The organism is Streptomyces sp. NBC_01190 (assembly GCF_045039895.1).
In the GTDB taxonomy this organism is placed as follows: Bacteria; Actinomycetota; Actinomycetes; order Streptomycetales; family Streptomycetaceae; genus Actinacidiphila.
In genome coordinates this window covers 1,980,474-1,992,007 of record NZ_CP108580.1, presented here as the reverse complement: position 1 = coordinate 1,992,007, position 11,534 = coordinate 1,980,474, and the positions used below count along the sequence as shown (strand labels likewise).

The following is an 11,534-nucleotide window of genomic DNA, read 5'->3' as shown; positions in this document are numbered from 1 at the left end:
ACGCGGAGGGAACCGTTCCGCCGGCCCAGGCGTCCATGGATCCATGAGCACTTCGTACGTCACCGTCCGGCCCGCCGTCATCGAGGACCTGGACGCCATCTGCGACGTCCACGCCCGGGCCAGGGCGACGTACTACGAGGGGCACCTCCCCGCCGAGGCGTATCGCGGGCCCGAGGAGCTGGAACGGCAGCGGGTCGGCACCCGGGACGCGATCATCTCCCGGGAGCACACCGTGCTCTGCGCGGTCCGCGGCGACCACCTGGTGGGCTTCGCGGTGCTCGGCGCGCGTTTCGACGGCGACAAGCTCTTCCACTTCCACATCGACCCCCAGGTCTGGCGGACCGGCACCGGCACCAAGCTCCACCAGAGCTGTGTGGCCGTCTGGCAGGCGGCCAAGGTCACCACCGCCCGCCTGGAGGTCTTCGCCCCCAACGCCAGGGCCCGTGCCTTCTACACCAGCCAGGGCTGGGTGGAGGACTCCCGCGACGCCGACCATGTGACGATGCTGCTCCGGGTGCCGCCGACTGATTAGTGCCGCCCCGAAGGGGCGCGGGGAACTGCGCGGCCAACCGGCCACCGGCCGGTGGTCCGGAGACGGCAGCAACCGCCCCTTCGGTCCGGTGACGCCCCGCGGCCCCGCGGTCAACCGTCACTCAGCCGTCGGAGAGCGGAGCCAGGGTGCCGCCGGTCGTCAGGGTGCCGGTGAGGGTCGGGCGGTCGCCGCGCGCCGCCCGCACCGCCAGATGGGGACCGTTCGCGGTCGCGTCGACACCGTGCGCGGCGGTGATCCGGGCGACCCGGCGGCTCCCCGCGGCGAGCAGATACCAGTGGCCGGCGTGCGACTTCCACAGCACGCCCGCCAGCACGTCCGGCCCGAAGCGGCTGCACGCGTGGCCGTCGGTCTGCTGTCCGGCGAGCACCCCGGGAGCCGTCGCGCCGACGGTGGGCGGCACGAACCGTACGGTCGCCTGCCCCGGACCGCGCCAGGTGTCCACCCGGTCACAGGTCCACGCGGCCCGGCCGTCGCCCTCGGGCAGCGCGGTCCTGGCGAACTGCCAGTCGTTGACCGACCGCACACCCTGCCCGCGCAGGGCGCCGAGGCCGCACGCGTCATGCGCCCAACTGGTCAGCGCTTGCCGGCCGGTGGCCTCCCGCGGCGAGCCGTCCTGCGGATCGGCGCCCGGCGGCGGGACGAAGGTCAGATGCACGGGGGTGAGGTCGCCGAGGTCGGTCAGCAGAAAGCTGTGCTTCTCGGCCACCTCGGAGGACGCCCTGAGCTGGAGTACCGGCCAGGTCGTACCGCAGCCGGCCGCCGGGGAGGCCGGCCGTGAGCCGGGGGAGGTGCTCGGGCCGCCGCCGTGGGGGACCGGCACGGGTACCGGATCGGTCACCCCGTCGGCGGTCCGGCGCACCTCGGTGCCGGCCCGGTCGGGCCGCATCAGGTCCCGGGTCCGCGCGCCGGTGACCCAAGGCGCCAGGAGATAGCGGGTGCGGCCGGCTCCCCGGTCGAGGACCACCGCGGCGGCGGTGGCGATGTCGGCGTTCTGCACCTGGGCGAAGTCCAGCGCGGCCCGGCCGCCGCCCGCCCGCGGCTGCGCGTAGCGGACCAGCCGCAGTCCGTCGTAGAAGAGCACGACCGTGGCGCCCGCGGTGGCGACCGAGCCGGCTGAGCCCGCGGCGCCGGCCGGGCCGCCGGGCTGCCCCGTAGCACCGGCGGAGCCCGTGTCCCCGGCGAAGAGGAGTTGCGGCGGCTGGGCGGGGCCGGTCCGCGGCGTGCCCGGCGTCGAGGTGATGTCCACCGCGGGGCCCGGGGCTGCCCACACCGACAACGCCCTGCGGAGCAGCGCCTTGTCGCCGGTTCTGCCGCCGCGCGGGGGCCACGCGGTGAAGTCCAGCCGGGTGGTCGCCGTCCAGCCGCCGGGGGCCGTCCTGACCAGCGCCGCCGGGTCGAGATCGAGCGGCGCGCCGGCCGCCGGCGGACCGCCGCCCGCGGTGTACGCCGTGGTCGGCGGCGTGTCGCTGTCCACCGCCACCAGCGCCGCGCAGACCGTCAGCACGATGGTGGCGGCGAGCCCGACCCGCGTCCGCCGCCGCCGGCGCAGCAGATCGGTGGGCCGCGCCTGGACCGTGGCGGGGTCGAACTCGGGCGCTTCCATGAACCGTCGCAGCTCCGGCAGCGAATGTCCGGCCGCCGCCGAGGCGGCCTTGCGGAGCGCGGCGGCCGGATCGTCGACGCCCGCCTCCTCCAGCAGGGTCTGGGTCTGCGTGGCGTTCACCTGCTCGGCGATCCGGAGCGCGAAGGCGGCCCGCGCCTGCGGGGGGAGAGCGGACAGCGCGCGGTCCAGGGCGAGTTCCGCGTCGTCCCCCATCCGGGGGTGGACCCGCAGCCCCAGGACATGCGGTCCGCGGGCACCGTCGAGGGCGGTCCGCAGCCGGCCGCGCCCGCCGAACTCCAGCGCGCCGCGCAGCACCTCCCGGCGCAGCAGCCCGTAGGCGCCGCCGGGCGCCGCCGCGGCACGGCCGGAGCGCGGCAGGGCCCGCTGCGCGAGCCGGTGCGCCACCACCACCCTGCGGTGCTTGCCGAGCGCGGCCGGCAGGGTCAGATACGCCAGCCGCACCAGCCGCGGATAGTGCTCGACCAGCGCGGCCTCCGCCTCCTCCACCGCGACGGGGCGTGAACCGCGCGCGGTGGTCTTGGCGGTGGAAGTGGCGTGGCGCGGTCGGGAGTTCACGCTGGGTAAAACGAGTGGTTCATCGGATGGTCACCCGGCCATCGGCCGGTGGCCGTACCCAGTGCCGCGAAGAGGGCGCCCACCGGTCGGTGGGCGCCCTCTGGTGTCAACGGCCGGCGTACGGCGACGCCGCTCGCCGGGATCGGCGGGTCAGACGAGTCCGGCCTTCTCCAGGGCGGAGCCGCAGGTGTCGACGATCAGCCGGGTGACGACGTAGGGGTCGACGTTGGCGTTGGGGCGGCGGTCCTCGATGTAGCCCTTCTGGTCGACCTCGACCTGCCAGGGGATACGGACCGAGGCGCCGCGGTTGGAGACGCCGTAGCTGTACTCGTTCCACGGGGCGGTCTCGTGGGCGCCGGTGAGGCGGGCCTCGACGCCGGAGCCGTAGTACTTGATGTGGTCGGCGGGCTTGGTGTCGCGGCCCAGGGACTCGGCGGCCTCGATGATCGCGGCGTAGTTCTCGCGCATGGCCTTGGTGGAGAAGTTGGTGTGGGCGCCGGCCCCGTTCCAGTCGCCCTTGGCGGGCTTGGGGTCCAGGGTGGCGGAGACGCCGAAGTCCTCGGCGGTGCGGTAAAGCAGCCAGCGGGCCACCCAGAGCTGGTCGGAGACGTCCAGCGGGGACAGCGGGCCGACCTGGAACTCCCACTGGCCGGGCATGACCTCGGCGTTGATGCCGGAGATGCCCAGACCCGCGGTCAGGCAGTTGTCCAGGTGCTTCTCGACGATCTCGCGGCCGAAGATCTCGTCGGCGCCGACACCGCAGTAGTAGCCGCCCTGCGGGGCGGGGAAGCCGCCCTCGGGGAAGCCGAGCGGGCGGGAGCCCTTGAAGAAGGTGTACTCCTGCTCGATGCCGAACAGCGACTCCTGCTCGGCGAAGCGCTCGGCGACGTCGCGCAGCGCGGCGCGGGTGTTCGACTCGTGCGGGGTGTCGTCGATGTTGAAGACCTCGCACATCACCAGCACGTCGTCCGCGCCGCGGAACGGGTCCTTGTAGGTGGCGACCGGCTTGAGTACGCGGTCCGAGGCGTGGCCCTCGGCCTGGTTGGTGCTGGAACCGTCGAAGCCCCAGATGGGAAGCTCAGCGCCGTCGGCGAGGATCCTCGTCTTGGAACGCAGCTTCGCGGTCGGCTCAGTGCCGTCTATCCAGATGTACTCAGCCTTGTAGGTCACGGTGACGCCATCCTTAACGAACTTGATCGCGGGTGCGGGCTGCCGAGCGGCACTGATCGGGCCTCTTGCAGCCTCGCAAGAGGGCTTTTCCCGGTTGTTGCCCGACTGTTAACCGCAGGTGAACGCGCACCCGGCGCGTAGCGGATGACCAGGGGCGACGGTCCAGCGGTCACCAGCGGCATCCCGCGCCCCCGTACTCACCTGGGCACCAGGCGGCGGCGTCCCCCGGGGCCGGCCCGGCGGCGGCCCCGGCCGGGGGGTTGTACACAGCGGGCGGGCGGCACAATGGGCCGCATGCCGCATATCACCGTTGAGTATTCGGACGCCGTCACGGACGCCTTCGACCGGCCGGCCTTCGCCAAGGACCTCCATGAGGCGCTGGTCACCATCGCCGGCGGGCGCGCCGCCGGCTGCAAGACCCGGTTCGTCCGGCTGGACGAGACGTATCTGGCCGACGGTTCACCCCACCACGCCATGATCCACGCCGAGCTGGCGCTGTTCGCCGGCCGGCCGCCGGAGGTGAAGCGCGAACTGACCGGTGCCGTACTGGCCCTGCTGCGGCGGCACACCGCGCCGACCCCGGCTCTGGAGCTCCAGTTCTCGGTGGACTTCCGGGACCTCGACCGCGACGCCTACGCCAAGCACGACGAGCCCCGGGTGACCGTATGACCATCCGGGTGGGGCTCTTCGGGACCGGCCCCTGGGCCCGGCGCGCGCACGGGCCCGGACTGGCCGGCCACGCCGGGGTGGAACTGGTCGGGGTGTGGGGACGCAGGCCCGGGGCGGCGGCCGAGGTGGCCGCCGAGTTCGGCGGGCGGGCCTACCCGGACCAGGAGGCGCTGATCGCGGACGTGGACGCGGTGGCGATCGCGCTGCCGCCCGCGCTCCAGGCGCCGCTGGCCGCCAAGGCCGCGACGGCGGGCCGCCATCTGCTGCTCGACAAGCCGCTCGCGGCGACCGTCGAGGACGCGCACGCGGTGGCCGACGCGGTCGACGCGGCCGGGGTGGCCTCCGTGGTCTTCTTCACCCTGCGCTTCGACGCCGGAAGCGCCGCGTGGATCGACCGGCAGGCCGCGACCGGCGACTGGTACACCGGGCGCGCCGACTGGTACGGCGCGGTGTTCGGCCGCCCTTCTCCTGCCGCCAGCCCGTACGCCGCCTCGCCCTGGCGGCAGGAGAAGGGCGGCCTGTGGGACGTCGGACCGCACGCCCTGTCCGTACTGCTGCCGGTGCTCGGTGACGTGACCGAGGTGCACGCGTCCCGCGGGGCGGGGGACACCACGCATCTGACACTGCGGCATGACAGCGGCGCCTCCAGTACGGCGGTGCTGACGCTCACCGCGCCCCCGGCCGGGGCCGGGGTGGCCATCGAGTTCCGGGGCACGCACGGGGTCGCCGCCTACCCGGAGAACCTCAGCGGGCCGGCCACCGACTCCTTCCACCGCGCGGTCGACGCCCTCATCGCGGCGATCGCCGCGCCCCCCGGCGCCGCGCACCCGTGCGACGCGCGCTTCGGCGCGCGGGTCACCGAGATCCTGGCGGCGGCCGAGGCGGCACTGGGGTAGCGGGGTGGTCCGGTGCCGCCACGCCCGAGGATCCGGAATCCGTTGTCTGGAATGAGCCGGATCGCACCCTAATAACCCCTTGCGTGCCGGGACATGAGTGACGGGTGTGGCTCCGGAAGAGTCGTCGCGCCCAAAAGATCAGGCCCTGGGGGTGTTCGCCCCCTTCCGACCCCGGTGCCCGGTGTCTATCGTCAAATGCATGAGAGCTGCGGACTGGTGGTCGATAGAGATCATGGACGCCGAGCACCCCGAGCACCCCGAGCACCCCGAGCACCCCGAGCACCCCGAGCACACCGCCGTCTCGGCCGCGGCGTGGCGTGACGCGTACGCGCAGACGCTCGCCGAGTCGCTGGTGACCAACGGCGCTGTGTCATGGGACTGGTCGGAGCACACGTGGGGCGTGGTGCTCGAAGTGGCGTTCGCCGAGGAAACGGCCTGGCTGGCCTGGCGGTCGCTGCCGGGCACCCGGGCCGCGCTGGACGCCGTGCCCGACCCGCTGTCGGGCCTGCTGGTCCACCGCGGCCACGGCGGCTCCAGCGGCGCGTACGTCCCCCGTCTGCCGCGTATCGATCCCGCGGTGGACCGGGTGGCGCTGCCCGAGCCGACGTAGCCGGGAAGAAAGCCGCGGCCGCGTACCTTGTACGGCTCATGAAGGCGATCGTTTACACCAGCAGCGGCAGTCCCGACGTGCTCACCCTCACCGAACGCCCGGTGCCCCAGCCGGGTCCCGGCGAGGTCCGGGTCAAGGTCCGCGTCTCCGGGGTCAATCCCACCGACTGGAAGTCGCGGCAGAACAACGACCCGGACGGCGAGCAGGTGCCGAACCAGGACGGCTCCGGTGTGATCGACGCGGCCGGTCCCGGGGTCCCGGAGAGCCGGGTGGGCGAGCGGGTCTGGCTGTGGGAGGCCGCGTACCGGCGTGCCGAAGGCACCGCCCAGGAGTATGTGACGCTGCCCTCCCGGCAGGCCGTCACCCTCCCCGAGGGTGCCTCCTTCGATCTGGGCGCGAGCATCGGCATCCCGGCCATCACCGCCCACCGCGCGCTGACCGTCGCCGACGGCGGCCCGCGACGGCTGGGCCCCGGCGCGCTCGCCGGCCGTACGGTGCTGGTGGCGGGCGGCGCGGGCGCGGTCGGCAACGCGGCGGTGCAGCTCGCCCGTTGGGCCGGCGCCACGGTGATCGGCACGGTCAGCGGCCCGGAGAAGGCGGCGCTCGCCAAGGCGGCCGGCGCCCACCACGTCGTCAACTACCGTGAGCGGGACGCCGCCGCCGAGATCCGCCGGATCGCCCCCGACGGTGTGCACATCGTGGTCGAGGTGGCGCCGGCCGCCAACGCCGAACTCGACCTCGCGGTGGCCGCCCCCGACGCGGTGGTGGCGTTCTACGCCAATGACGGTGAGACGGTGGCCGTCCCGGTCCGCCTCTCGATGGTCGACAACATCCGCTGGCAGGGCATCCTCGTCTACACCATGCCGGCCGGCGCCAAGGACGACGCGGTCGCCGCGGTCGAGGCGGCGCTGGTCGACGGGGCGATCCGGGTCGGCGACGAGGCGGGTCTGCCGCTGCACCGCTTCCCGCTGGCACGGACCGGGGCGGCGCACGCGGCGGTGGCGGGCGGCGCGGTGGGGAAGGTGCTCATCGACGTGACGGCGTAGCCGGACGCCGGCGAGCGCGCGGCCCGGACGGACCGCCCGGGCCGCGCGGGCGGACCAGGCGGCCGCTCGGCTCCTTGCGGGTCAGGCGCCGGCGAGCCGTTCGCGCACCTCGGGCCCGCGCAGGCCCAGCGCGGCCAGCAGATCGGCCGCCGGGTCGGGGTGGCGGGCGGTGAGCAGGGACAGCAGGAGGTGGCTCGCCTCGATGCGCCGCCCACGGCGCTCCCCCTGGGCGATCGTCTTCGCTCCGACGAGAGCCGTGCGGGCCGCCGAGTTGAGGGTCATCCGGCGGTGCTCGCGCGAGGATCCGTCCCGGGAGAGGGTGAGCGGCCCCTCGAAGTGGATGCCGAGTGCCGCCAGAGCCGCCCGGTCCATGTCGTCGAGGGCGGCCCGCCCGTCGTCCAGGGTCACACCGAGGGCGCGGGCGGGCGGCGCGGCCCGGTCGTGGAGGAGGGCGAGCAGGAGGTGGTCGGTGCCGATCCGGCGGTCCCCACGCCGGTCGGCTTCCTGGCGGGCGAGTTCGAGCACGGTCTTGAGCCGAGCGGCTACGGTCGCGGTGTTGTCCGGCATGGCGATCTCACTTTCCGTACTTGGCGTGCGCCGACTGGCGCGACACCCCGAGGGCGTCGCCGATCTGCTCCCACGACCACCCCTGCTGCCGGGCCAGCGCCACGTGCGCTGCCTCCACCTGCTCGGCGAGCCGGTGCAGTGCCCCGACGGCCCGCAGACCGACGGCGGGGTCGTCCGAATTCATGACCGCGGTAAGGTCCATGTCCGTCAGCCTAGACTGACAACCGGAACGGCGTCAATCCAAACTGACAGATGTGCGCTGGGGCCGGGTTGAGTGCGGGGGTGGGGGTGGGGGTGGGCGATCGGATCAGGCCAGTCCCTGGGCGAAGGTCTTCGCCGCCGCGTCCGCCGCCGCCGCCACCAGATCGATGCCCTGCCGCTCGCTGTGCTGCCCCGAGGAGAGCACCGAGATCAGCAGCCGGTGGCCCTCGTATGTCACCAGGCCGATGCTGTTGATGTCCCACAGACCGGTGGCGGTCCGCTGTAGCCAGCCGTTCTTCAGGGCGTAGCCGGCCCCGTCGGAGTCGGCTGCCGAGACGCCCCAGCGCTGGCCGCCGGAGACCGCGGTCATCAGCGACTTCATATAGCTGCGGGAGTCGGCCGACAGCGGTGTGCCGGCGTCGCCGAAGACCGCCCGCAGCAGGGCGAGCTGATCGGCCGCGGTGGTCTGGGTGAGGCCCCACAGGTCGCCCGGGCCGCCGACGGTGTGGCGCGGTCCGAGGGCGGCGTTGGCCGCTGCCAGCCCGGAGGCGCCGCCGATGGTCTCCCAGAGCTGCTCGGCCGCGTCGTTGTCGCTCACCTCGATCATCGAGGTGGCCAGATTCCGCTGTCCCGAGGTGAGGTAGGTGCCGGCCTTCTGGTGCTGGAGCAGCAGCGTGGCCAGGATGTCGACCTTGACGATGCTCGCGGTGTCGTACGCCCGGTCGTCCGGGTCGCTGTCGTACGTGGCGGAGGCCGCGCCGTCCAGGTCTGCAACGCCCACCGAGAGGTTTCCCGTGCCGCTTCCCGGTACGTCCGCGATGGCCCGGGCGAGGGACTTGACCGGGTCGAGCGGCGGGACGGGGGGCGCGGTCGTCGCGGGGGGTGCGGGGGGCACGGGGGAAGCTGTCGGGGGTGCCTGGGTCGCCTGGGTCGCCTGGGTCGCCGAGTTGGCGGGGGTGACGGGTGCGGCGGAGGGCGCGGGCGGGGACACCTCGGCGACGGGGGAGCCGGACGGTATGACGTCCGGCTGGGGTATCGCCGAGCGGGCTGTCACCGGCGGCCGGGGTGTCACGGCCTTGGCGACCGGCCGGGTGCCCGCCCTGGCCGGGAACGGATGGACGATCATGGCCAGGGTGAGCGCCGCCATCACGGCAAGCGCGGTGACGGAAAGCACCATCTGGCGGTTCCACCAGCGGTCGTCGTCCCAGGTGGCGTGGGTGTGCGGGTCCGCCTCGTAGGCTATGTCACTGTCCGTGCCGGTACTGCCGGCCCCGGCTCCGGTCCCGTCGTCGGCCCCGTCGGCCCCGACGGCCCCGATGTGTTTGGGCGACCGTTCCTGACTCATGCGGGTCACGCTACGAAGCAAAACTTTGCATCGGCTGAGATCTCGGTTCCAATCGTGTGAAGCCGACCGGAGACCGCCATCCTGGGCGATTCTTGCGGACTTTCTGTCAATTATTTCGCCTTACGTTCGATCTATTGCGCGAGCGTAACCGCGTCATTACGATCCTCCGCACCGGACTTCCGATCCGCTGCCGATCCCTCTCGGCCGCGCCATGGCGGGAGTTGACAGCAGCCGATCGAGGAGAGTCCAGATGGGTGTGTCTCGTCGTACGTTCCTGGGCACGGCGGCCGGTGGGTCGGCCGCCGCGGGACTGGCAGCCCTCGGGGTGGCCGGCCCGGCGTCCGCCGCGGCCGCGGCCCCCGCGGCCAGTGCCCCCGGCGACGTGGTGGGCAAGGTCACCGTCGGGTACCAGGGCTGGTTCGCCGCGATCGGTGACGGCGCGCCGATCAACGCCTGGTGGCACTACAGCGCCAACGGGAGCCAGCCGCCGTCCCCGTCCAACACCACCATCGTGGCCTGGCCCGACGTCCGCGACTACACCCGGACGTACCCGACGGCGTACGCCAATCTCGGCAACGGCCAGCCCGCGAGTCTCTTCTCGTCCTACGACCAGCAGACGGTCGACACCCACTTCCTGTGGATGCAGCAGAACAACATCGACACCGCGGCGCTCCAGCGCTTCAACCCCAACGGCAGCGAGGGCCCCACCCGGGACGCGATGGCGGCCAAGGTGCGCAGCGCCGCCGAGTCGCACGGCCGGAAGTTCTACATCATGTACGACGTCTCGGACTGGACGAACATGCAGTCGGAGATCAAGACCGACTGGACCGACAAGATGAAGGCCCACACGGCCTCATCGGCGTACGCCACGCAGAACGGCAAGCCGGTGGTGTGCATCTGGGGCTTCGGCTTCGCCGACAACCAGCGCCCCTTCGCCGCCGGGCCCTGTCTGGACGTCGTCAACTGGTTCAAGGCGCAGGGGTGTTACGTGATCGGCGGGGTGCCGACCTGGTGGCGTACCGGTGACCGCGACTCCCGTCCCGGCTTCTCGGACGTCTACCACGCCTTCAACATGCTCTCGCCGTGGATGGTCGGCCGGATCGGCAACGTCGGCGACGCCGACAACTTCTACAACGTCGCCACCGTCCCCGACCTCGCCGAGTGCGCGACCTACGGCATCGACTACCAGCCGTGCGTGCTGCCCGGCGCGGTGCTGCTGCGGCAGCGCGCGCACGGCGACTTCATGTGGCGGCAGTTCTACAACATGGTCCGGGCCGGGGTGAAGAGCGTCTACATCTCGATGTTCGACGAGTTCAACGAGGGCAACCAGATCGCCAAGACCGCCGAGACCCAGGCCTGGGTCCCCACCAACTCCGGCTTCCTGGCGCTGGACGAGGACGGCACCCCCTGCTCCGCCGACTACTACCTGCGGCTGACCGGCGACGGCGGCAGAATGCTCAAGGGCCAGATCGCGCTGACCGCCACCCGCCCCACCCAGCCCGTGCTCGGCGGGGACACCACCGCGCCGACCGCTCCCGGCAGCCTGCACGTCACCGCCCACACCAGCACCTCGGTCTCCCTCGCCTGGAGCGCCGCCACCGACAACGTAGCGGTCACCGGCTACCGGATCATGCGGGTCACCGGCTCCTCCGCCACCCCGGTCGGCAGCACCGGCGGAAACATCCTCGCGTTCACCGTCACCGGCCTCACCGCGGCCACCGCCTACACCTTCGACGTACAGGCGCTCGACGCGGCCGGCGACATCTCCCAGCCGTCCAACCAGGTCACCGTGACGACCGACGCGGTCACCCAGCCAGGTGCCAACCTCGCGCTGGGCAAGCCCGTCACGGCGAGCGGCCAGACCCAGGTCTACTACCCGGCCAACGTCAACGACGGCAACGCGGACACCTACTGGGAGTCCGTCAACAACGCCTTCCCGCAGTGGCTCCAGATCGATCTCGGCACGGCGAGCGCGCAGGTCAAGCGGCTGGTCCTGAAGCTGCCGCCGGCCACCGCCTGGGGCACCAGGACCCAGAGCATCTCGGTGCAGGCCGGCCCCTCGGTGCCGCTGACCACCGTACTGCCCTTCATCAGCTACACCTTCAACCCGGCGACCGGCAACACCGTGACGATCACCTTGCCGTCCACCGTCACCGCCCGCTACGTACGCCTCAACTTCAACTCCAACACCGGCTGGCCGGCCGCGCAGCTCTCCGAGTTCGAGATCTACAGCGCCTGAACCCCGGCCACCCCGGCCCCCCGGCCGGCCCTCCCCAGCCCCGGCCACGCGCGGTGCGG

General features: G+C 73.0%; 11 protein-coding genes. 6 read left to right on the top strand and 5 right to left on the bottom strand.

Annotated features, from left to right (window positions below; genetic code table 11):
• Positions 1 to 43: 43 nt before the first annotated feature.
• Positions 44 to 532, top strand: coding sequence for a GNAT family N-acetyltransferase (locus OG519_RS08490; RefSeq protein ID WP_405580750.1), 489 nt, complete (start codon positions 44 to 46; stop codon positions 530 to 532).
• A 121-nt stretch (positions 533 to 653) separates the two neighbouring features.
• On the opposite strand, the gene OG519_RS08485 is transcribed toward OG519_RS08490, so the two are convergent.
• A complete protein-coding gene (locus OG519_RS08485; protein WP_405580747.1) occupies positions 654 to 2,732 on the bottom strand; it encodes a hypothetical protein in 2,079 nt (692 codons plus the stop codon).
• A gap of 150 nt (positions 2,733 to 2,882) precedes the next feature.
• On the bottom strand, positions 2,883 to 3,902 hold the full coding sequence (gene glnII / locus OG519_RS08480) for a glutamine synthetase (protein WP_405580744.1): 1,020 nt from the start codon (positions 3,900 to 3,902) through the stop codon (positions 2,883 to 2,885).
• A gap of 294 nt (positions 3,903 to 4,196) precedes the next feature.
• Between glnII and OG519_RS08475 the strand changes: the two genes are divergently transcribed.
• The 4 genes from OG519_RS08475 (at position 4,197) to OG519_RS08460 (ending at position 7,123) form a co-directional block, all read left to right on the top strand.
• A complete protein-coding gene (locus OG519_RS08475) occupies positions 4,197 to 4,571 on the top strand; it encodes a 5-carboxymethyl-2-hydroxymuconate Delta-isomerase (RefSeq protein ID WP_405580741.1) in 375 nt (124 codons plus the stop codon).
• Positions 4,572 to 4,573: 2 nt separating this feature from the next.
• Positions 4,574 to 5,467, top strand: a complete 894-nt coding sequence (locus OG519_RS08470) for a Gfo/Idh/MocA family protein (protein ID WP_405592571.1) — start codon at positions 4,574 to 4,576, stop codon at positions 5,465 to 5,467.
• A gap of 199 nt (positions 5,468 to 5,666) precedes the next feature.
• Positions 5,667 to 6,077 carry a hypothetical protein gene (locus OG519_RS08465; protein WP_405580739.1) on the top strand — a complete coding sequence of 137 codons (411 nt, stop codon included), beginning with the start codon at positions 5,667 to 5,669 and terminating at the stop codon, positions 6,075 to 6,077.
• Between the two features lie 38 nt (positions 6,078 to 6,115).
• Positions 6,116 to 7,123, top strand: a complete 1,008-nt coding sequence (locus tag OG519_RS08460; RefSeq protein ID WP_405580736.1) for an NADPH:quinone reductase — start codon at positions 6,116 to 6,118, stop codon at positions 7,121 to 7,123.
• 81 nt (positions 7,124 to 7,204) lie between these two features.
• Here the strand turns inward: OG519_RS08460 and OG519_RS08455 are convergent, their stop codons facing one another.
• The 3 genes from OG519_RS08455 to OG519_RS08445 all read right to left on the bottom strand — a co-directional run bounded on the left by OG519_RS08455 (position 7,205) and on the right by OG519_RS08445 (position 9,236).
• Complete coding sequence (locus OG519_RS08455; RefSeq protein ID WP_405580734.1) at positions 7,205 to 7,690, bottom strand: Clp protease N-terminal domain-containing protein; 486 nt, start codon at positions 7,688 to 7,690, stop codon at positions 7,205 to 7,207.
• Between the two features lie 7 nt (positions 7,691 to 7,697).
• Positions 7,698 to 7,892 carry a helix-turn-helix domain-containing protein gene (locus tag OG519_RS08450; protein ID WP_405580732.1) on the bottom strand — a complete coding sequence of 65 codons (195 nt, stop codon included), beginning with the start codon at positions 7,890 to 7,892 and terminating at the stop codon, positions 7,698 to 7,700.
• Positions 7,893 to 7,997: 105 nt separating this feature from the next.
• Positions 7,998 to 9,236 carry a serine hydrolase gene (locus OG519_RS08445; protein ID WP_405580730.1) on the bottom strand — a complete coding sequence of 413 codons (1,239 nt, stop codon included), beginning with the start codon at positions 9,234 to 9,236 and terminating at the stop codon, positions 7,998 to 8,000.
• A 250-nt stretch (positions 9,237 to 9,486) separates the two neighbouring features.
• Here OG519_RS08445 and OG519_RS08440 point away from each other — a divergent pair, with 250 nt between their 5' ends.
• Positions 9,487 to 11,475: a discoidin domain-containing protein gene (locus tag OG519_RS08440; RefSeq protein ID WP_405580727.1), complete on the top strand. Its 1,989-nt coding sequence runs from the start codon at positions 9,487 to 9,489 to the stop codon at positions 11,473 to 11,475.
• Positions 11,476 to 11,534 lie beyond the last annotated feature (59 nt).

Excerpts from the sequence above, each read along its gene's own strand:
- OG519_RS08490 (WP_405580750.1), top strand. The coding sequence starts at position 44 with ATGAGCACTTCGTACGTCACCGTCCGGCCCGCCGTCATCGAGGACCTG.
- OG519_RS08475 (WP_405580741.1), top strand. The coding sequence starts at position 4,197 with ATGCCGCATATCACCGTTGAGTATTCGGACGCCGTCACGGACGCCTTC.
- OG519_RS08465 (WP_405580739.1), top strand. The coding sequence starts at position 5,667 with ATGAGAGCTGCGGACTGGTGGTCGATAGAGATCATGGACGCCGAGCAC.
- OG519_RS08460 (WP_405580736.1), top strand. The coding sequence starts at position 6,116 with ATGAAGGCGATCGTTTACACCAGCAGCGGCAGTCCCGACGTGCTCACC.
- OG519_RS08455 (WP_405580734.1), bottom strand. The coding sequence starts at position 7,690 with ATGCCGGACAACACCGCGACCGTAGCCGCTCGGCTCAAGACCGTGCTC.
- OG519_RS08450 (WP_405580732.1), bottom strand. The coding sequence starts at position 7,892 with ATGGACCTTACCGCGGTCATGAATTCGGACGACCCCGCCGTCGGTCTG.
- OG519_RS08445 (WP_405580730.1), bottom strand. The coding sequence starts at position 9,236 with ATGAGTCAGGAACGGTCGCCCAAACACATCGGGGCCGTCGGGGCCGAC.
- OG519_RS08440 (WP_405580727.1), top strand. The coding sequence starts at position 9,487 with ATGGGTGTGTCTCGTCGTACGTTCCTGGGCACGGCGGCCGGTGGGTCG.